23 protein-coding genes are annotated in these 21,238 nt (G+C 39.1%); 18 read left to right on the forward strand and 5 right to left on the reverse strand.

From position 1 onward, the window contains the following. Positions 1 to 267 precede the first annotated feature (267 nt). The 4 genes from ACFSBH_RS15170 (at position 268) to ACFSBH_RS15185 (ending at position 4,469) form a co-directional block, all read left to right on the forward strand. Positions 268 to 1,191, forward strand: coding sequence for a phosphotransferase enzyme family protein (locus ACFSBH_RS15170; protein ID WP_251515881.1), 924 nt, complete (start codon positions 268 to 270; stop codon positions 1,189 to 1,191). A gap of 210 nt (positions 1,192 to 1,401) precedes the next feature. After that, positions 1,402 to 2,424, forward strand: a complete 1,023-nt coding sequence (locus ACFSBH_RS15175) for a serine hydrolase domain-containing protein (RefSeq protein ID WP_251515883.1) — start codon at positions 1,402 to 1,404, stop codon at positions 2,422 to 2,424. Between the two features lie 177 nt (positions 2,425 to 2,601). After that, entirely contained in the window at positions 2,602 to 2,856 is a 255-nt protein-coding gene (locus ACFSBH_RS15180) for a DUF2164 domain-containing protein (protein ID WP_251515885.1), read from the forward strand. Between the two features lie 392 nt (positions 2,857 to 3,248). Next, a complete protein-coding gene (locus tag ACFSBH_RS15185; protein WP_251515887.1) occupies positions 3,249 to 4,469 on the forward strand; it encodes a murein hydrolase activator EnvC family protein in 1,221 nt (406 codons plus the stop codon). Between the two features lie 110 nt (positions 4,470 to 4,579). Here the strand turns inward: ACFSBH_RS15185 and ACFSBH_RS15190 are convergent, their stop codons facing one another. Further along, entirely contained in the window at positions 4,580 to 4,906 is a 327-nt protein-coding gene (locus ACFSBH_RS15190) for a four-helix bundle copper-binding protein (protein ID WP_251515889.1), read from the reverse strand. Between the two features lie 291 nt (positions 4,907 to 5,197). Between ACFSBH_RS15190 and ACFSBH_RS15195 the strand changes: the two genes are divergently transcribed. From ACFSBH_RS15195 to ACFSBH_RS15255, 13 genes are all read left to right on the forward strand, one after another. Continuing rightward, entirely contained in the window at positions 5,198 to 5,503 is a 306-nt protein-coding gene (locus ACFSBH_RS15195) for a metal-sensing transcriptional repressor (protein WP_251515897.1), read from the forward strand. Positions 5,504 to 5,514: 11 nt separating this feature from the next. Continuing rightward, positions 5,515 to 7,899, forward strand: a complete 2,385-nt coding sequence (locus ACFSBH_RS15200; protein WP_379598418.1) for a heavy metal translocating P-type ATPase — start codon at positions 5,515 to 5,517, stop codon at positions 7,897 to 7,899. A 33-nt stretch (positions 7,900 to 7,932) separates the two neighbouring features. Further along, entirely contained in the window at positions 7,933 to 8,139 is a 207-nt protein-coding gene (gene copZ / locus ACFSBH_RS15205) for a copper chaperone CopZ (protein WP_251515901.1), read from the forward strand. A gap of 324 nt (positions 8,140 to 8,463) precedes the next feature. After that, positions 8,464 to 9,264 carry a transporter substrate-binding domain-containing protein gene (locus ACFSBH_RS15210; RefSeq protein ID WP_251515903.1) on the forward strand — a complete coding sequence of 267 codons (801 nt, stop codon included), beginning with the start codon at positions 8,464 to 8,466 and terminating at the stop codon, positions 9,262 to 9,264. Between the two features lie 40 nt (positions 9,265 to 9,304). Continuing rightward, the gene (locus tag ACFSBH_RS15215; RefSeq protein ID WP_251515905.1) at positions 9,305 to 9,958 is read left to right on the forward strand and encodes an amino acid ABC transporter permease; all 654 of its coding nucleotides are present in this window, start codon (positions 9,305 to 9,307) and stop codon (positions 9,956 to 9,958) included. A 2-nt stretch (positions 9,959 to 9,960) separates the two neighbouring features. Continuing rightward, entirely contained in the window at positions 9,961 to 10,683 is a 723-nt protein-coding gene (locus ACFSBH_RS15220; protein ID WP_251515974.1) for an amino acid ABC transporter ATP-binding protein, read from the forward strand. 89 nt (positions 10,684 to 10,772) lie between these two features. After that, complete coding sequence (gene ectA, locus ACFSBH_RS15225; protein ID WP_349774368.1) at positions 10,773 to 11,330, forward strand: diaminobutyrate acetyltransferase; 558 nt, start codon at positions 10,773 to 10,775, stop codon at positions 11,328 to 11,330. A gap of 36 nt (positions 11,331 to 11,366) precedes the next feature. Next, positions 11,367 to 12,611 carry a diaminobutyrate--2-oxoglutarate transaminase gene (gene ectB / locus ACFSBH_RS15230; protein ID WP_251515975.1) on the forward strand — a complete coding sequence of 415 codons (1,245 nt, stop codon included), beginning with the start codon at positions 11,367 to 11,369 and terminating at the stop codon, positions 12,609 to 12,611. A gap of 27 nt (positions 12,612 to 12,638) precedes the next feature. Then, positions 12,639 to 13,040, forward strand: coding sequence for an ectoine synthase (locus tag ACFSBH_RS15235; RefSeq protein WP_251515909.1), 402 nt, complete (start codon positions 12,639 to 12,641; stop codon positions 13,038 to 13,040). 254 nt (positions 13,041 to 13,294) lie between these two features. Continuing rightward, positions 13,295 to 13,768, forward strand: a complete 474-nt coding sequence (locus ACFSBH_RS15240) for a CarD family transcriptional regulator (RefSeq protein ID WP_251515911.1) — start codon at positions 13,295 to 13,297, stop codon at positions 13,766 to 13,768. 205 nt (positions 13,769 to 13,973) lie between these two features. Next, positions 13,974 to 14,372 (forward strand): GNAT family N-acetyltransferase, encoded by a 399-nt coding sequence (locus ACFSBH_RS15245; RefSeq protein WP_251515914.1) that lies wholly within the window; start codon positions 13,974 to 13,976, stop codon positions 14,370 to 14,372. Between the two features lie 582 nt (positions 14,373 to 14,954). Then, entirely contained in the window at positions 14,955 to 15,617 is a 663-nt protein-coding gene (locus ACFSBH_RS15250; RefSeq protein ID WP_251515917.1) for a YesK-like family protein, read from the forward strand. A 213-nt stretch (positions 15,618 to 15,830) separates the two neighbouring features. Then, entirely contained in the window at positions 15,831 to 16,025 is a 195-nt protein-coding gene (locus tag ACFSBH_RS15255; protein ID WP_251515920.1) for a cold-shock protein, read from the forward strand. Positions 16,026 to 16,134: 109 nt separating this feature from the next. Here the strand turns inward: ACFSBH_RS15255 and ACFSBH_RS15260 are convergent, their stop codons facing one another. The 4 genes from ACFSBH_RS15260 to ACFSBH_RS15275 are packed head-to-tail and all read right to left on the reverse strand — an operon-like array spanning position 16,135 to position 19,848. Continuing rightward, a complete protein-coding gene (locus ACFSBH_RS15260) occupies positions 16,135 to 17,127 on the reverse strand; it encodes a FecCD family ABC transporter permease (protein ID WP_251515923.1) in 993 nt (330 codons plus the stop codon). Beyond that, positions 17,117 to 18,121, reverse strand: coding sequence for a FecCD family ABC transporter permease (locus ACFSBH_RS15265; RefSeq protein WP_379598423.1), 1,005 nt, complete (start codon positions 18,119 to 18,121; stop codon positions 17,117 to 17,119). The genes ACFSBH_RS15260 and ACFSBH_RS15265 overlap by 11 nt, the downstream gene beginning before the upstream one ends. 19 nt (positions 18,122 to 18,140) lie before the next feature. After that, entirely contained in the window at positions 18,141 to 19,055 is a 915-nt protein-coding gene (locus tag ACFSBH_RS15270) for an iron-hydroxamate ABC transporter substrate-binding protein (RefSeq protein WP_251515928.1), read from the reverse strand. Further along, positions 18,997 to 19,848: an ABC transporter ATP-binding protein gene (locus tag ACFSBH_RS15275; RefSeq protein ID WP_251515930.1), complete on the reverse strand. Its 852-nt coding sequence runs from the start codon at positions 19,846 to 19,848 to the stop codon at positions 18,997 to 18,999. Before ACFSBH_RS15275 ends, ACFSBH_RS15270 begins: the two co-directional genes overlap by 59 nt. Before the next feature lie 145 nt (positions 19,849 to 19,993). On the opposite strand from ACFSBH_RS15275, the gene ACFSBH_RS15280 reads away from it, so the two are divergent. Further along, positions 19,994 to 21,040 carry an NAD(P)/FAD-dependent oxidoreductase gene (locus ACFSBH_RS15280; RefSeq protein ID WP_251515932.1) on the forward strand — a complete coding sequence of 349 codons (1,047 nt, stop codon included), beginning with the start codon at positions 19,994 to 19,996 and terminating at the stop codon, positions 21,038 to 21,040. The last annotated feature ends 198 nt before the right edge of the window (positions 21,041 to 21,238 follow it).

Genomic DNA, 21,238 nt, shown 5'->3' on the forward strand with positions numbered 1-21,238 from the left:
TGCGTTTGATTGTAGTGAAGTATTTGTCTTCTCGTCGCACGTGAGATGTTCTTACATTTGATTGTAGTGAAGTATTTGTCTTCTCGTCGCACGTGAGCTGCTCTTACGTTTGATTGTAGTGAGTATTTGTTTTCTCGTCAGACGTGAATTGTTCTTGCGTACGATTGAACTGAATTTTGCCATCTACTTGAACGTGAGTAGCTCTCATATTCGATTGTAGTGATTTTTTACAATGAATGTCTTACTAAAAGAGCCAGGGGGAGAGTAATGAATGGAAAAGATGTCCTAAATAAATTTGGATTTGACATAAAAGAAGAACCGGTGAGTATATATCCATATTCACCGGTCTATCGTGTGAAGCATGAAGAGCGTGATGTCATTGTCAAGCGTACACAAGAGCATGCTGAACGATTGATGGAATATACATCGATGTTAAAAAGAAATGTAGTAAAGGTAGTAACACCAGTGAAGCTTGACGAGGAAAATCCCCAAAGAATTGGTGAATACAATTTTGTTGTATACCCCTTTATTGAAGGAACAACTTATACGGGAAGTGACCGGGAAATTTTTGAGGCCGGCCAACTGTTGGGGAAAATCCACAGCTTATCTCCGGATTCCAATACATATGGTCTTCCTGAATACGATGTATATGATTTTAACCAGGATGAAGTAGAGGAGAGTATGGCTGCTATAACAAAGCATATTAGAGAGGCGCAATTAACATTTGATTTGGAGAGTTTGAGAGACGTTCTGCAGGAGGCTGTCATCGTTCAAGGAGAGTTGCAGCAGACTGATTTACCTCATATTGCAACAACTTATGATTATAAGGCGAACAATTTAATTATGACTCCAGAGCCATATCTCATCGATCCGGATAATGCAACTTGGGCTCCTAGGATATTTGACCTTGCTTTAGCGCTATTGCTTTTCCATAATGAACATCACGATGCACCAGACCGTGTCTTTACAACACAAGAGTGGAAGACATTCCTTTCTGGCTATCAAACATATGTAGAGCTCACAGAAGCGGAAAAAAGACATTGGGAGAGAGCAAAACGTCATATTTTTCTTGATGAAGTCATATGGTTAATGGCTGAGTATCCTGAGGATTGGCAAAATCCAGCACAGCAAAAGTTGTTTCTAAGCTTAAATCAAATGATTCTCCCAAATGCTGATTATAGGCTGGAATGATAAAGAATTATTCATCCACACACGAGAATATAATAAATATTATCGAAATATTTTAATTTGAATTGCATTTGAATTAATAGATTAATATACTTGTTAATAGACGTAATGCCGAGGAGGAAATCGTATGAAGCGTCACATGGTATGAACAAGCTAACTGGATTCCTATTCATCTAATTAAACAAAAAAATAAGGAATTCAGGAGGTAATAAAATGGATAATACAAACAAATTGAACTACCTAAAAGAGAAACAGGAAGAGCTTCATTTTTCCGGCGCTTATTATGCAAAAAGAGGTAATGAAATTCTGCAAGGAAGCAGCGGATTCGCCAATCGTTCAGAAAAAATCGCGAATGAACCGGATACGAGGTTTGCGATTGCTTCAGGATGCAAAATATTTACAGCGGTTTCCATTTGTATGTTAGTAGAGTCTGGAAAAATTTCATTTGACTCCAAATTAAAGGATTGTCTTGATATCGATTTACCTAACTTTGATGGTGATATCACGATACATCATCTACTGACACATACATCGGGCGTCCCTGACTATTTCAATGAAGAAATCATGGATGATTTTGAGCTCCTTTGGAAATCAAGGCCGATGTATACGATCCGTTCGCCAAAGGATTTTTTACCGATGATTCAATATGAAGAGATGCAAGGTAGTATCAATGGTTCGTTTCAGTACAACAACTCTGGTTATATATTGCTAGGGCTTATTGTAGAACAGGTGACTAAATGCAATTTTACTGCATTCGTTGAGGAACATATCTTTCAAAAAGCGGGTATGATGGATTCTGGCTATTTTGAAATGGATCGATTGCCAGGAAGAACTGCATTAGGTTATATAGAGGAACCGGATGGGAATTGGAAAACAAACATCTATTCCTTACCGGTAAAAGGCGGACCAGATGGAGGAGCATATGTCACCGTGGAAGATATGGCCAAGTTCTGGGAAGCATTGATGAGCCATCGATTGTTGTCAGAAGATATGACTCAGAAACTATTGGCGCCACGTGAAGTTGTCTATGAGGAAGACAATATATACTACGGGTATTGCGGTTACATGGAATTGGACGACGAGAAAAAGATTGTAAAGTATATTCAGATGGGATACGACCCAGGGGTTAATTTCCGGGCCGTGTACTATCCAGGCACTCAGTCTATAATTGTAGTCTGTTCCAATGAATCAGAAGGTGCTTTTGAACTACTGAAGGAAATTGAAACTATCTTATAGCCACGGTGACAGCGAAAGGGATTAACGATCAGGTTAGTCCCTTTTGTCTGTAAAATATGTCTTCAACTCGCTAAGAGAGTTTTAAGCGGATAGGAAAAGTTGATAATGTGATCGTCATGTGATTTTCTTATACTATCAAGAAGTATTTTATGAGCACAAAAGGAGTGAAATCCAAATATGGTTATTCGAATAGCTAAAGAAACGAAAGAAGAAATGATTAGTTCTTTAAAGGATTATTTTTACAATGAGCGTTCAGAGGAAATTGGAGAATTGGCCGCAGAAAATATGCTGCATTACTTTCTAGAAGAGATTGGACCGCATATATACAATCAGGGGATAAGGGATGCCAAAGCAATGGTCGATCAGAAGATGATGAATTTAGAGGAAGATATACTCTCTCTTGAAAAGTCAGTCAGGAAGAAAAGGAATTAAATATACATACAAGGATCTAAAAGCTAAATTTAATTGAAACGGTAAAGACGGGAAATAGGGATAATTTCCTTCTAGTCTTTACCGTTAATTTTTGACATTTTTCGCCTTAATGTAACAAAGCTCAGTAGGCCATATATCCTGTTTTAAGAAAACAAACACCTGTAACCATAGGCTTTGTAGATAGAATAGTACTAAGTTTTTCGTAAATGATGAAAGATTTTGTCATTTTTTGAAACAAAACTGTAACATAAAGATAACTCGAGTGAAACGTTTATATGATAAAATGCCTATGGCTTAGAAAAAATAAAGTTCACGAAATTGCGTTTTACATAGATGATAGAATGACATAGTTATAGTTAGGCAATGGTTGTGATGGAAACGGGGAACGAAAAATGAAGAAAAAATTGATGACAATTACTACAGTTGCTGTGGTTGGTATTGGTAGTGTATTTTTCAGTACTCCAGCATCAGCAAATTCAGTTGAAGATTTAAAGAGCAAAGAGACGGAACTTAAGCAGGACAGAAAAGATTTAAAAGCTAACCTTACTGAAGCGGAAGCGGAAGTTGCTGACCTTCTCATTGAATTGGAAGAAATCAATGTTGAAATTAGTCGAATTCAAAAAGCTTTGGAAGAAAATAAAAAATCATTGAAGCAAAATGAAGAAGATATTATAGATACAGAATCAGAGATAGATGAGCTTGAAAAAGAAATTGCAGAATTGGAAGATGCAATTGAAAAACGTTTTGAAATCCTAAAAGAGCGTGCAGTTGCTTACCAGAAAAATGGTGGAAATATATCATACATAGAAGTACTATTCGGATCGCAAAGTTTCGGTGATTTCATCAGCCGTGTCAGCGCGATCAATAAAATTACCGACTCTGATGCAGCTTTGATGGAACAAATTGAAGCAGATAAAGTCATTGTGGAAGAAAAGAAAGAAGAAGTCGTAGTTAAACTTGATGAATTGACTGATTTGAAAGCCGAGTTAGAAGGCATGCAAGCATTAATTGAAGATCAAGAGAAAGAAACGAAGAAAAAGCAAGCTAACTTAAAAGAAAAAGAACAAACTCTCGTTGCTAAAGTAGAAGAGTTGAAGATGGAAGATAGTAAACTAGCAGCACTTGAAAGAGAAGTAAGAGCGAATATCTCAGAATTGACGAGACCGGCTCCGTCGACTCAAATTGCATCTTCTGGTGGTTCAGATGGTGATCTCTCAACGTATAGCAGCAGCCAATCAAATGGTGGCTATTTAGCATGGCCAGCTGTGGGAGGATATATTTCCAGCTACATGGGCCCACGTTGGGGTAGACAGCATCAGGGTATCGATATCGCACGTCCAAGTAATTATAATATTCTCGCTGCTGCAGATGGCGTGGTCGTCAAAGCAGGTCATACGGGCGGTTTTGGAAACAGAATCGAAATCGAGCACAGCAATGGCTTGAAAACTCTTTATGCACACTTGTCTGAAATCCACGTATCGGTTGGACAAGAAGTAAGCACAGGATCAGTTATCGGGATAATGGGTAACACAGGTAACTCCACAGGAATCCATTTACACTTTGAAGTACGTAAAAATGGTGCTTTACAAAACCCGATGGACTATCTGAAATAAGGTCCCTTATATTTTCAAAGATTAATATAGTAACAATCATATACCCAGCAAAAAGTGGTTCCAAACATCTTGAATAGGATGTCTGGAACCACTTTTTCATTTATCTAGAGTTAAGCAATCTTTCGGCAGACTTCTGCGCAATGGAAGCATGCTTCGGCGCATCTCTGACAATGTTCATGATCATGCTTCTTACATTCGTTTCCACAAGCTTCACAGATTTCGGCACATACTGCAGCCAATTGAGGGATGAATTGACTATTTCTTGCAATGGCCTGCTCTAAATAAGCGCAAATATCAGCGCATTCTCTATCCAGCCGTATACAGTCCACCATCATTTTTACGTCTTCTTCTTTTAGGCATGCATCATAACAATGATTGCAAGCTTCCATACATTCGTGCAGTGCTTCTAGCAATTCTTGATGTTGTTCGTGTGGCATTTTAGATACCCTCCTATAGTATAAAATGATGCTATACAATTTAAGTTTCCCGATATGTATTGGATTAAACAAAGATAACATATTATATACCTAAGGGGGGTACCTGTATTTTCGGATAAGCTGTCATTTATATGCTAACTAGTTGATTCGAACATGGGCATAGAATCAATTATTATAGAAGGAATTGATAACACTAACTCATAGTAAACCGTTAATTCATACCCCGAATTTATTTATTGACAAAAATACTCTAGGGGGGTATGGTATAAGTATAAGGTGAAGGATGTGATGATGTTGGATAAATTTCTGCACGATCACCCAGTTACTCCGAGAACGGAATCGGAGAAAACGACAGTTATCAATAGATTGAAACGGATTGAAGGGCAAGTGCGTGGTATTCAAAAAATGGTCGAGGAAGACCGGTATTGCTTAGATATATTGGTGCAGATCAGTGCGATTCAGGCAGCATTGAAGAAAGTTGGTCATGAAGTAACGGAACGACATATTAAACATTGTGTCAGCGATGCAATGAAATCTGGCGAAGGTGAACCAGCAATCGACGAATTAATGAACGTGTTAAAACAAATCTCTAAATAAGGAGGGATTTTATGAGTGAGACGAATCATACGACATTTGGCATTACAGGTATGACGTGTGCTGCATGCTCCAGCCGTGTGGAAAAAGTATTGAATAAGATGGACGGGGTCGAAGCTCAAGTCAATTTGACAACAGAGAAGGCCACGATCGATTATGATTCAGAAGTCGTTTCTATCGATGACATTACGAAAAAAATTGAACATATCGGTTATGGTGTCGTCACAGAGCAAGTCGACCTTGATGTGTTTGGCATGACCTGTGCTGCATGTTCAAGCCGAATAGAAAAAGTGCTGAATAAGCAAGATGGTGTCAAGCAAGCAACCGTAAACCTTGCAACAGAAAATGCGTCTGTCCAGTATAATCCTGGAATCATCGACATGGATGATTTAATCGTTAAAATTCAAAAAATGGGTTACGATGCAAAGCCTAAAGAAGAAAGTGAAGCGAAACAAACGCATAAAGAAAAAGAATTAAAGACCATGAAGATGAAAATTCTCATCTCATCCATACTAACTGCTCCATTGTTGGTAACGATGCTTGTTCATTTATTCAATATGAGCATTCCGGATATTTTTATGAACCCATGGTTCCAGTTCGCTTTGGCGACTCCGGTGCAATTTTTTATCGGTTGGCAATTTTACACCGGTGCTTATAAGAGTCTCCGGAATGGCGGAGCGAATATGGATGTCCTTGTCGCCCTGGGTACAAGTGCTGCGTATTTCTACAGTTTATACGAAGCAATCAGGACGATAGGAAATCCTGCATACGAACCGCATTTATATTTTGAAACAAGTGCAGTCATCATTACGTTGATTCTCGTTGGTAAATATTTGGAAGTGAGAGCGAAAAGTCAAACATCAACTGCGCTGTCTTCTTTACTCAATTTACAAGCGAAAGAAGCACGTGTCATTCGAAACGGTGAAGAAACGATGATTCCTGTTGAAGAAGTTACCGTTGGCGATCGTTTAGTTGTGAAACCAGGCGAGAAAATTCCAGTAGACGGTGTTGTAGTGAAAGGTCGTACCTCCGTCGATGAATCGATGCTGACCGGTGAATCAATCCCGATTGAAAAAGGCATGGATGCAACCGTGATTGGATCGACGATTAATAAAAATGGAGTCATCGAAATGGAAGCGACGAAGGTTGGTAAAGATACCGCCCTTGCATCGATTGTAAAAGTGGTAGAGGAAGCTCAAGGATCGAAGGCACCAATTCAACGGTTAGCTGACGTGATTTCCAGCTATTTTGTACCAATTGTTGTAGGTATTGCGATTTTGACTTTCGTTGTGTGGATTGCCTTTGTCCAACCAGGGCAAATCGAATATGCGATGCTTGCAGCGGTTGCTGTACTTGTCATCGCTTGTCCTTGTGCGTTGGGGCTTGCGACACCGACATCAATTATGGTCGGTACAGGTAAAGCAGCTGAAACGGGAATCCTTTTCAAAGGTGGCGAACATCTCGAGCGTACCCATGAACTTAACACGATCATCCTAGATAAGACAGGTACGATTACAAAAGGTAAACCTGAAGTCACAAATTTCATAGGTGATGAAGCAACATTACAACTTCTGGCAAGTGCGGAAAAAGGCTCGGAACACCCGCTTGCAGAAGCAATCGTCACGTATGCAACAGAACAGAATATGGATTTTGCTGAGGTGGATGATTTTAACGCGATACCTGGTCATGGTATTGAAGCAACGATTACTGGAAAAAACATTCTTGTCGGAAATCGAAAACTTATGCAAGACCACCACATTGAAGTCGGTGACGCCGAGCAAGAATTAGTGCAGTATGAAATGGAAGGAAAGACGGCGATGTTGATCGCTGTCGATGGAGAATTTAAAGGGATTATTGCTGTCGCGGATACGATTAAAGATACAGCTCCACAAGCCATCCAAGAGTTGAAAGACCAAGGATTAGAAGTAATCATGCTGACAGGAGATAATGAACGGACGGCAAGAGCCATCGCGAAACAAGTAGGCATTACCGAAGTGATTGCTGAAGTTTTACCTGAAGAAAAAGCGGATAAAGTGAAGGAAATCCAGTTGAAAGGTAAAAAAGTCGGGATGGTTGGAGATGGAGTAAATGATGCTCCTGCCTTAGCAATTGCAGATATCGGAATTGCCATCGGTACAGGGACAGAAGTTGCGATTGAAGCAGCTGACGTCACGATTCTTGGCGGCGAGTTACTACTCATTCCAAAAGCAATCAAAATCAGCAGAGCAACGATTAAAAATATCCGTCAAAACCTGTTTTGGGCATTTGGCTATAACACGGCAGGAATCCCAATCGCAGCCATCGGACTCCTTGCTCCTTGGATTGCCGGCGCTGCGATGGCACTGAGTTCCGTCAGTGTAGTTTCCAACTCGCTTCGTCTAAAGAGGGTTAAGATATAAACGTAATCTTGAACTTTAAAGGAGGTGAGAACTATGCAAAAACAAACATTAAATGTTACAGGCATGTCTTGCGGCCACTGCCAAGCGTCTGTAGAAGGCGCATTGAAAGGGTTGGATGGCGTATCTGCTGTAGAAGTGGATTTAAATTCTGGTAAAGTAGAAGTCACCTATGATGAATCAAAAGTTTCTTTAGAAAATATGAAAGAAGCTGTTGAAGATCAAGGGTATGACGTAGCATAAATATACATGATAGAAGCTGGTTTCCTGATTGGAGACCAGCTTTTTTTGTGAAATAAATCCTTTTACATTCGAGATGAGCGAGATTTATGGATCCAACAACCGCTCACAACCTCCCCAAAATTACAAATCTGCAGGATATGTTAGGATACTTAACCATTTGTAAGGTTTTTTGCAAAAATTAGTACATAGACCTCTCTGATATTGAAATATATAAAAATATCACTATTAACCGTTGTTTATCTAATTTCAGAAATCTTAGGTCCATTGATATAATAAAAACCATCGTTTCGAAATAAAAAGACATTCGAGGAGGATTTATTATTCGTGTTCAAACAAAAGGGAAATAGGATTGTTAGTCGACTCGTTATGCTTACGCTACTTAGTATTCTTGCAACTGCGTTAGCCGCATGCGGTTCAGAAGAGGTAAGCGGTGATCCGTCAGATGAAGCAAATGATGCGATTAGTGTTGCGGTTGTTCAAGATTACGCCCCATTTGAATTTAAGGTAGATGATAAATTGACTGGGTTTGATGTTGAATTAGTGGAAGCGGTTGCGGAGAAAGCGGGCTTGTCTGTCGACTGGGAAATCATGAAATTTGATGGCATTATTCCGGCGCTTCAAGCAAATCAAGTCGATGCCGCTGTTTCAGCCATTGGAATCCGGGAGGACCGTCTAGAAGTTGTGGACTTCTCCGATCCATATTTTGAGTCTGGTTTATCTTTAGTGGCGCTAGAGGGCAATGATTTTGAAAGTGAAAAAGATCTGGATGGCAAAGTGATTGTCGCGAAACAGGGAACATCCGGTTTAAAACTGGCCAATGAACTTGCTGAAAAATATGATGTTGAAGTTACGACACTTCAAGATGATGCAACCATGTATATGGAATTAGAAAACGGAAATGCGGATATCGTTATCAATGATTATCCAAGTGTTGCTTATAAATTGAAACAGGATGGAGAAGATTCCGAGCTTGAGATCGTGGGCGATATGTATCCAAGCGAAGATTACGGAATTGCTATTTCTAAAGACAGTGATGGTCTATTAGAAAAAATGAATGACGGACTTCAGGAATTAAGAGATAGTGGGGAGTTTGACGAGATTTACAATCGTTATTTCTCTGAATAAGGATTGGCTGAATCTGAGAGAAAGAGGGATCGTGTGTTAGATGGAAACTATACAAATCATACTTGATGCATTACCCACTCTGTTAAGTGGAATGGGATTGACTTTAGAAATAACAATTATATCACTAGTCCTTGCAATGGTCATTGGACTTGTACTCGGTGTATTCAGTATTACGAAAAGCAAAATACTAAGAGCTATTTCAACTGTTTTTGTTGATATGATCCGAGGCACACCATTACTTGTCCAAATATTATTTATTTACTTCGGTATACCTAGTGTATTCGATGTTAACCTAACGGCGTTTGCTGCTGGTGTGATTGCAATCACGATCAATGCAGCTGCATACTTAGTTGAAATTTTCCGAGCCGGAATTAACTCCATTGATAAAGGACAAATGGAAGCTGGTAGGTCGATTGGATTTTCCTACTGGCAAACAATGCGATTAATTGTATTACCTCAAGCAGTACGGCGTATGATTCCTGCTTTCGTTAATCAATTTATTGTCAGTATTAAAGATACTTCGCTCCTTTCCGCTATCGGTATAGCTGAACTTACATTTTCTGGACAATCGATTTATGCTGCTAATTTCCGGGCTTTTGAAATATTATTTGCAGTGGGAGTTCTGTATTTTGTCATCATCTATACATTGAGCTTACTCTCACGCTGGTTGGAGAGGAGATTAGATGTCGCATGAAAATGATTGAAGTAAAAAGTTTGAAGAAATCATTTGGTAAATTAGAAGTTTTAAAAGATATAAATATAGATGTGGCGCCACAAGAGGTTGTGTGTGTCATTGGTCCATCAGGTTCTGGGAAGAGCACGCTTTTGCGTTGTATGAATCGCTTGGAAGAACCTACAGCTGGAGAAATTTTTATTGAAGAAGATAACCTCACAGATACAAAAACAAATATTAATCAATTACGTCAACGAATGGGAATGGTCTTCCAACAATTTAATCTTTTTCCCCACAAGACTGTAATGGAAAATATCACAATGGGTCCACAGCGATTAAAGGGAAAGTCAAAGACAGAAGTAAAAGAACTTGGATCTCAATTGCTTGAGAAAGTGGGATTAGTAGATAAAGCAAAGGTATATCCAGATAACTTATCAGGGGGACAAAAACAACGGGTTGCGATCGCACGGGCATTAGCGATGGAGCCGAGTATCATGTTATTTGATGAGCCGACCTCAGCCCTAGATCCAGAAATGGTTGGGGAGGTACTTCAAGTGATGAAGGATTTAGCGGAAGATGGGATGACCATGGTCATTGTGACGCATGAAATGGGATTCGCTAAGGAAGTCGCTGATCGCGTTATCTTTATGGATGAAGGTTTCATCGTTGAAGAAGGCTCACCAGCAGAACTCTTTGATAACCCACAACATGAAAGAACAAAGAGCTTTTTATCGAAAGTCTTGTAAGTATTGGGACCACACATATTAGTGAACAATCTCGTACCTTGCGAGATTAGTTTATAGATATTTTTAATAAAATAATTAGGGGTGAAATTATTAAAACGTTAGAAGTTGCTAGGAAGTCAAAGGTAAAAACGAAGCATTTTTTTCGGAAGCCAGAGAAGAAGGATGGGGCGGAAGTTTGGAGATTGATTAAACACACTGGTAATCTCGATCTTAATTCTTCCTATAGCTATCTTTTATGGTGTGAGGTATTTTCGGAGTCGTCGATTATCGCTTTTGAGGGACTAGCTGAGGAAAGGCCAGTTGGATTCGTCTCAGGTTTTATGCACCCAGAAAAACCAGATACTTTATTTATTTGGCAGGTAGCTGTTCATGAATCACAACGAGGAAAAGGTTTAGCTACAAAAATGTTAAAGCAACTATTGAATCGTGAGTGTTGTGAACAAGCAAAATACATTGAAGCCACGGTAGGTGAGTCAAATACGCCTTCTAATAATTTGTTCTTAGGTCTTGCGAGAAAATTTGAATCAAATTATAGGATAAGCAAGTATTTTGAATCAGATGACTTTCCGGAAAGTGATAAGGAAGCACATGAAACCGAGTGGCTATATCGTATTGGGCCAATAAATAAAAAATTTATAAAGGGATGAATCTAATTGAATACAACTTTAGTAAAAAATGAGGAAATGAAAACGTTTGAAGAATTGGAATCAGCGGTGAGAAGTTACAGCCGAGGCTGGCCAACTGTATTTGAAAAAGCAAAGGGCTATCGTTTATGGGATACAGCTGGAAAGGAATATATTGATTTCTTTGCAGGCGCAGGAGCACTGAATTATGGCCATAATAATGCTGACATGCAACAGAAATTAATAGAGTACATTGAGCGGGATGGGATTCTTCATAGCCTGGACATGGGAACTACTCCGAGAAAGGAATTTCTCGAAAAGTTTCAGGAAATTATCCTTAAACCCCGAGAGCTGGACTATAAAATCATGTTTCCAGGACCAACTGGGACAAATACAGTTGAGAGTGCTTTGAAAATTGCCAGGAAAGTAACACAGCGTCAAACTGTCATTAGTTTTACAAACGCATTTCATGGAATGACGATTGGTTCGCTTTCTGTAACAGGCAATTCCTTTAAACGGAAAGGTGCAGGTATTCCATTAAATCACTCCGTATCTATGCCGTTCGATCAGTTTATGGAGAATCAGGAAACGCTCGCTTACTTGGAAAGTTACCTGGAGGAGAGTGGAAGCGGCCTAGATCTACCAGCAGCCGTCATCTTGGAAACCGTTCAAGGAGAAGGTGGCATCAATGCTGCGAGAATCGAATGGTTGCAGAAAGTCGAAGAGATTTGTAGACGTTTTGACATCCTGTTAATTGTTGATGATGTTCAAGCGGGATGTGGACGGACAGGTACATTCTTTAGTTTTGAGCCAGCGGGAATCAAGCCGGATATCGTATGTCTTTCCAAATCAATTGGTGGTGCGGGTTTACCAATGGCGATAACATTGATTAAGCCTGAATATGATCAGTGGGAACCTGGAGAGCATAATGGCACATTCCGGGGAAATAACCTAGCATTTATCACTGCGACAGAAGCATTGAATTATTGGGTTACGGATGATTTCTCCAACCATATTCATGAACGTGCTGCCGAACTGAAAGCAGCAATCCAGTCCATCATTGAAAATTATCCAGAGCTTAACGGTGAGGCACGAGGCAGGGGACTCATGCAAGGAATTGCCGTTAATGTAGAAGGATTAGCTACAAAAATTTGTAGTGAAGCATTTGAACGAGGGTTGATTGTTGAAACGTCTGGACCAAAAGATGAAGTAGTCAAATTCCTTCCACCATTAATGATTGATGAAGAGGGATTGAGTAAGGGCTTATGTATTTTGGAAGATAGTATCAAAGAAGTTCTTAAATAAATATAAAAGAAAAAGGGAGATAGAGAAATGATCGTAAAATCACTGGAAGATATTGTTGGAACTAAAGACGATGTAGCTGATGGTAACTGGAGAAGCCGAAGATTTGTTTCTGCACATGATAAACTTGGATTTAGTATAAATGACACGATTATCAAAGGCGGGACAACAAACTATTTCTGGTACAAAAATCATATTGAAGCTGTTTATATCATCGAAGGAGAAGGCGAAATTGAAAAGCTGGAAAACGGCCAGGTATGGCAACTTAAGCCAGGTACCATCTATGTATTAGATGAAAACGATAAACATGAACTGCGTACGAAAACAGACATGCGGATGGTCTGTGTATTCAATCCACCACTAGTCGGTACGGAAAAGCATGATGAGGACGGTATTTATCCGTTATTGACACTTGAAGATGTAGAGAATTAACAAATAGATAAACTTTTATAAAAGGTTCCGAGCTGATTCTTAAGCTTGGAACTTTTTTTGTGGGCTGTGTTTCTCAAGAGGAAGATGGTCGAAAAGGTTACGCCTGCTCTCTTTTTAATTGAGGCATTTAATATTTAAAAAGGTGCGATAAAATTGTTGACTTCAATGTTTAATATGTGTTAAAATTATATAATTTGACTAAAAATAATATATATGTTATGATAAAGATGGTTAGAAAATATGGAGGCGATTGTTTGTATCAAGTTGGCGATAATATTTTTTATCCACTGCATGGAGCAGGTGTCATTAAAGCCGTAGAAGAAAAGGAAGTCTCTGGAGAAAAGCAAGAGTATTATATCATCAAAATGGTGCTCGATAATTTAAAGGTTATGATTCCTGAGAGTAAAATAGCGGATTCAAGTATACGGCATGTTACGGACTTAGCTTCGTTAAAAAAAGTTGCAAACATGGTTGAAGATGAAGAATCAGATGAAATACTGCCTTGGAAAACAAGGCATAATGTGAACATGAATAAAATAAAAACCGGTAAACTTAAAGCATGTGCTGAAGTAATCCGAGATTTAATACGCGTAAAGAAAGCAGATAAACTTAATTCAAGTGAAAGAAGAATGCTAGGTAAAGCGCGTGATTTTTTGATGAGTGAATTGAAATTGATCGAGGGGATTGAAGAAAAACAGATCGAAAGGTTTATGTTAAAACTGAAATAAAAGAAGATATTCAAGTTGGAATTTCCTGATTTCTCAAGGAAATTCTTTTTTTGTTTAAGGACAGCCTAAAGGCTGATATATCAACACATTTAAAGGTAATCAATATGTTGATTACCTTTAAATGTGGTAAAACTATTTTGAATATAGTGTTATTATGAAGATGCGAGATGGAACTATAATAAAATATTGAATCGGAGTACGGCTAATGAATATTAAAATCACGAAATTGCAGGAATCAGACTTTGAAAAGCTTTACGATTTTGAATATGAAAACAGGGATTATTTTGAAGAGATGGTACCGAGCCGTGGGGATGAATACTATAACTATGAGACTTTTATAAAAAGGAACAAAGCTTTGTTGGATGAGCAAGCTGAAGGATTATCCTTTTTTTATTTAATAAAAGATGAAGACGGCCAGATTCTTGGAAGAACGAACTTGGTGGGTATAGATAAAAAACAAAGTCTTGGTCATCTGGGCTACAGAGTTGGAGAAAAACATACTGGAAAAGGAGTCGCTCATACAGCTTTGAATCTCTTATTAATAAATATGACTATTGTTTGGATACTGTTGGAGACTAGATTTAAAGAGTGTTACGCTCTATAATCCATAGATATTAAGATACCTGTGGCTAAAATAAAAGCAAGCATCCAGATGATCATCTTTTATACCATACTCCCCACTCCAATTTCCCTCTTTTTCCGAAAATAGGTAAAATATTGTATATATTTGTAGATACACCATTTACTTCCATTATTTTCCTTGTTACAATTCTTATTGTAAACAAAAGACAGCGTTATCATCAACTCATTAGGTGCTTTATTGGAACAGCTATTTTTTCAATCATGCAAGTAAAGCTTAAGAGCTTAGAAGAAATACAGGAATCCTAAGTTGGGATTCTTGTGTTTTTGTATGAGTTTAGCTATGAGATTCCACTTTACACCTAAAAAATTCAGAAAAAGCGCAACTTTTACTTACTGTCAACCGTCTTAATGATGTAGGGATGATATGGGCATTTTCTCTGGAATCTTCAGAGTTATATTAGATCACTTGCAAGGTTTGATTTACATAGTTTATTTTCCAGTGGCATTGTTTCTAATCATATTCAGATTTAACACTTTTAATAGAATTTGGGGCAGATTTCATTATTTTTTGTTTATTATTCATTTATCGATATGGGGGATTAACATGAATATTATCATGGGTGGATTTTTGTTGGGGACGATTGTATTTATGTTTTTTTATGTTGCATCTAAAAAAAGTGGCCAATACTTTTTGGCGCCAATCATCACTTTCCTTTTCTCCCTCGCCATTACTGCTTATGGACTTTTTGCAGTTGGCGGTTTTGAAGGAATGGGATATGGATTGGTCGGTGTTGGATTTATTGCTGTAAGTATTATTGGTACGCTTCTTCTGCCAATATTTACTCGGAGGGGGAGTGCACAGCAATTTACGAAAAGAGATAAAGCAAGTCTTATACTTTTACCATTATTGTTCTTTTCTATCATTGGGCTAAGCATTTACCTGGACGATGGGTACTGGATTATTGAACAAGGTGGAGTTACCTATGTGGAAGATAGAAGCAGGGCAGGTTTAGAAAATTACTATAAAGTTTCTACGATTTTAGAAGGCAAGAAAAAAATCGATCTCATGTTAGGGAAGGATTTCTTAGGTAAGGAAATTGAAGTTGAGAATGTATCCAAGTGGGGTTCTACGGAAATAACTCTGAATATTGTAGATGGTGAAGCGGAAGATAAGGCACCTTATATTAGTATAGGTATAGACGAAATAAGGGAACCTTTAACCATTCAAACAACAGATGGAATGGTGTTTGAATCCGTGGTGGATTAGTTGGAAAATAATTGAGAAATGTTTAAGATGAAAAAATAGTTTTTAAAAAAGGTATCTTTTTGCAGGTATACGTGTTACACTGTGGTTAACTTAATTGTTCGTGCTAGCAATACAGGATTTTGTCACAGCTTACTATGTAAAATCATCGTCTTGAATTATTAACAGAACAACCAAAGTAATAAACGTGCTTGAAGCACAATGGAGGAATTATCTATGAACACAGGTTCAGTAAAATGGTTTAACGCAGAAAAAGGTTTCGGATTCATCGAAGTTGAAGGTGGAGACGATGTATTCGTACACTTCTCAGCAATTCAAGGCGAAGGTTTCAAAACTTTAGAAGAAGGTCAACAAGTTACTTTCGATATCGAAGAAGGCAACCGTGGACCACAAGCAACAAACGTTAGATAATAACGGATAAGAAAAAAGCTCTTCTGTCATAGAAGGGCTTTTTTTGTTGTTCATATAAAACGGATAATCCATGCTGGTATGCTTTCAATCTAAGGCCAGCATGGATGTTTTAGTTTCTCCTCAATAGATAAATAAAGTACGGAGCACCAATAAATGCGACGATAATACCTGCTGGGACGGCACTGGATTCAATGATGGTTCTCCCGATGGTATCAGAAATCATCAACAGGATGGAACCGACAAATAATGCAATAGGCAAAAATAATTGATGTCTTGGACCGACCAATCTTTTCGCGATATGTGGTGCCATTAGTCCAATAAAACCAATTCCACCTGTGATGGATACGGCTGCTGCCGCAAGTGCTACAGCAATCACGATCAGGAGAAGCCTTTCCTTTGTAAGATGGATCCCTAATCCAATGGCAGTCGGTTCGCTCATCGTTAAGATGTTCAGTGTGTTTGCTTTGTAAAAGACAATCGGCAGCCCGATAAGTAACCAAGGGAGGATAGCTAGAATAAATGGCCAGTCCGCTCCCCAGATATTACCTGCCAGCCACTGTGCGATAAAATCCACCTCACTGCGCTCTGCGGAAGAAACGAGAACCATCATAAGTCCAGATAGTGTAAAGGCAAAACCGACCCCAATCAGGACAAGCTTTGTTGGTTGAATTCCTTTGCCTTTTTCATAAGAGAAAAAGTAAATAAGTGCAGCAGTCAGGAGCGCGCTAATAAACGCAACAGCTGGCAAGACGTAAGCATAATGTTGGATATCCGTTTTGATGAATAGATAAAAACAGGTAATACCAACGCCGGCGCCGGCATTAATTCCGATAATTCCCGGATCAGCTAAATCATTTCGCGTCACACTTTGGAGTAAGGCGCCGGAGATGGCTAAAGCCATTCCTGCGAGAGAAAGTACAATGACTCTTGGTAATCGAACGGAAAATAAAATGAATTCTTCTTTGAACGAACCTTGACCGAACAAGGTAGGTAGAATACGTCCAAATGAAACGGAAGAACTTCCAAGTGAAATACTCAATAGAAAAGTGAAAATGAACAGTATCGTAAGAATCAACAGCCATTTTCTTTGTTTATGAACCAAGTGGTCGCCCCCCTTTACGTACTAAAAATAGTAAGAACGGCAACCCGATGATGGAAACAACGGCAATGACAGGTGTTTCAAAAGGAGCGTTTATCGTTCGTCCGACCAAGTCAGCTAGCATCATAAATCCTCCACCGACAATGATGCTCATTGGAAGGATGTATCGATAATCGGTTCCGACTAAACCGCGGACGATATGCGGGATCATCAGCCCCACAAATGCCAGATTGCCAACAAGGGCAACTGCTGCACCTGCCAAAATGACGACTAATACCATCAAGATGACTTTTAATGTTGCAGTTTTTTGTCCTAAACCGACCGCTACTTCTTCATTTAAACTCAGTACCGTCAGCTGTCTGCTAAAACAGAGGCTGGCAACAATGCCGATTGCGATGATTGGTACAACTAGTAATGCCTGCCATGTCGTACCGATTAAACCACCAGCCGTCCACATCGAGACGTCCTTGGAAATATGGAAGACAATCCCTACTCCATCTGCTAACGCTTGCAAAAAAGCAGATACCGCAGCACCAGCCAATACGAGTTTCAAAGGGGAGAGCCCATCTCGTGTAGAGGTGCCAATTCTGTACACTATAGCCATACCTACTGCTGCTCCAGTAAAACAACCGATAATAATCAGATAGTAAGAAGCAGATGGTAAAAATGCCATCGTGAGTGCAAGTCCAGCATTTGCTCCAGCAGTTATCCCAAGCAAACCTGGATCTGCAAGCGGATTACGTGTGACACCCTGCATTATTGCACCGGCTACAGCAAGTGCACTGCCAACAAAAAAGGCAGCAATCACACGAGGAAATCGAATTTCGCGTAAAACAGCATAATACTCTCCACCATGTTGTCCGAGCGCAGCCTGCCAGATATCCTGAAAACTAGTATTTGCCGCTCCATAGATGATAGAGAAATAGAGTATCAAAAATAGAGTGAATATCGCAAGAATCATTTTTATTGAAAAGGCGATGGAGCGAATCTTATTCATAACAATCTACTACTTTCTGTTAGTTGTTTCTGAGAAATGCTTCTTCAAAATAATCCAATTGATAGTCTAGCGTCAATGCATCATTAAAGTAAAACGCCTTAGCATCTACTTCGAGCACACGGTCATTTTTCACGGCATCTATTTCGTTATACCATTCCGTATCTGTAAACGATGTGTCATGGTCTGTCGTCTTGCTTAACACAACATAATCTCCAACATAATCCCCAAGTACTTCTTGAGAAATCGCAAAGTATCCGGGCTCCAATGCAACATCAGCGACTACTTCCGGCATGTTCAGCCCCATTTCCTGATACAAGATTTCTGTACCGCGGCCCCAGTTATCACCGAAAAGGTAGAATTGCTTTTCAAAGTTTTCCACGACGGTCACCGTTGCATCTTCACCGATTTCTTCTTTAATTTGTTCTCCTAAATCAGCTGCGCGCTTTTTGAAATCTTCTACCCATTCTGTTGCTTCCTCTTCCTTGTTCACGACTTTTCCAATTTCAATATGTTGCTCTAAATAATTGTTTTTCCCATAAGTGAACAAGACGGTTGGAGCGATTTCCTGCAGTTTATCAGCGTTTTCAATATTGTTTAAACCAATAATTAAATCTGGCTCAAGCTCAATAATCTTTTCGAGATCTTGATTGGAAATCACTTCTGCTCCTTCTAACGCTTCCTGAAAATTAGGGTTATCAGCCGACCAAGTATCAACGCCGACAATGTTCACTCCTAATTTGATTAAATCACCAGCATAGGAGGAAAGAACAACGACACGCTCTGGGTTTGCAGGGACTTCCACTGGTCCGGTTTCAGATTCATAGGTGATTGTATCTCCCTCTGCACTATCATTTTTTTCCGAGTTCTCGTCATTGCTACATGCTGCTAGCAGAAGAGTGAGTAAAATCAACATTGGCATGATAAGTTTTTTCATCATCATAATCCCCTTTTATTAAGTCATATGTTATACATATTGGTTTATTTGTTCTAGGATCTGTACTAATGACTGCATCGATGTTGAATACGCTTCTTAAAACATCACATGTCATCACAGCCTCAGCATCTCCTGCACGTACAATCTTTCCCTCAGACAAAGCAATAATATGATCAGAAAATCTTGCTGCTTGATTAAGATCATGAAGCACCATCACAATCGTTTTGTTTTCCTCTTTATTCAATCTTGTGAGCAGCTCTAACACTTCTAATTGATGGGCCATATCCAAATAAGTTGTTGGCTCATCGAGGAAAATGGTATCTGTGTCCTGTGCCAATGCTAAAGCTATCCAGACACGCTGCCGTTGACCTCCGGATAAAGCATCTACTGGCTGATCCCGCATTTCATTCGTCCGTGTGACTTCTAACGCCCAATCTATGATTTCATGATCTTGCTTCGTTAGGCCACCGAATCCTTTCTGATATGGATATCTTCCGTACGAAACGAGTTCTCTTACAAGCAGGCCATTGGCACTCTCTGGATTTTGAGGGAGAATCGCAAGCTGCTTAGCTAAGTCCTTCGTATGGATGTTACGGATGTCTTTTCCATCCAGGATGATTTGGCCGTGTTGATGGGCAATGATTCTCGTCATCGCTTTGAGCAAGGTGGACTTGCCGCAGCCATTGGATCCGATGATGGTTGTGACTTTTCCTTCAGGAATTTCCAAACTTAAGTCATGCAGAATGGTTTTTTCTTCATATCCGACCCGGATATCTTTTACTTGCATGCTCATAGAATTAGGTCCTTTCTTTATATTATAGGTGTGATATAGTATAATTGATGACAATGATAATCATTATCATTTACTATCATAGGTAGTTCACAATTGGATGTCAATATATATCAGAGAAATACTTTGGAGGATGGGGGCATTTAAAGTGTTGGAAAAGTATGATGTTACTATTATAGGCGGTGGCCCAGCTGGATTATTCTCATCATTTTATAGTGGCTTACGTGGATTGAAAACAAAAATAATCGAGTGTCAATCTGAACTCGGTGGAAAAGTTTTATTATACCCAGAGAAAATGATTTGGGACGTCGGTGGACAACCCCCTATTTTGGGAGAAGCTTTTGCAAAACAAATTGTCGCACAAGGATTAACCTTTGAACCGACAGTCTGTACGAATACAAAAGTGGAACTTATTCAAAAAGATGAAAATAACGATTTTATCATTACGACAAATGATGGGATGAAGCATTATTCCAAGTCGATCATATTGGCCATAGGCGGAGGTATCATTGAGCCGAAGCGGTTGGATATAGCTGGTGCAGAAAAATATGAGGGGAAAAATCTGCATTACACCGTGAAAAGCTTGAAACAATTCCATAATAAAACCGTGTTAATTTCCGGAGGCGGAGATGCTGCAATAGATTGTGCGGTAGAACTATTGGATATTGCCAAAAAAGTAATTATCGTGTATCGGAAAAAGGAATGCCGTGCACATGAGGCGCAAGTGGATAAGTTAATAAAAGGCAATGCAAAGTTCATCATGAACACAACGATTTCTTCACTCGTTGGTAACGAGGATGATACGGCGATTAAACAAGTCGTCTTGAAAAATATATTGTCTGGAATTACTCAGAGAGTAGAGATTGATCAAGTGATTGTCCAGCATGGTTACAATCAAGATGTTTCCTTTAATGTGGCTGAGGATCTTACACTAGAAAAAAAGGATGATTATTTTTATAAAGGGGATGCTTTTGGGTGTACGACACAAGAGGGCATCTTTGCTGCAGGGGATATCCTAACATATGATGGAAAAATCAATCTGTTGGCAGGTACTTTTCAAGATGCTGTAAACGCTGTAAATAGTGTGAAAAATTACTTGGATCCGAATGCAGCTAAAGTAGCTATGGTTTCTTCCCATAACGAGGCATTTGAGGAAAAAAATAAAGAGATGATAGCAACGATGTTGGGGAGTTGAGACTGCTAATGAAGTTGAAGTGGATGAGTATGAGTCCAAAGCATAGTATGAGAATCTTGATTCATTTCGAAAATAGTGATTTTTCTTTGATTCGGGGCTTGTCAAATAAAGTGTGTAAGTCCCCATTTACTCAAGGTATTTTAACACCCTATCTTTCAGTTCATCATGAAGAAGAAGCTGGTTCATCACCATGGCCCA

It is taken from the genome of Oceanobacillus luteolus (assembly GCF_042678205.1).
GTDB classification, from domain to species: Bacteria; Bacillota; Bacilli; order Bacillales; family Amphibacillaceae; genus Oceanobacillus; species Oceanobacillus luteolus.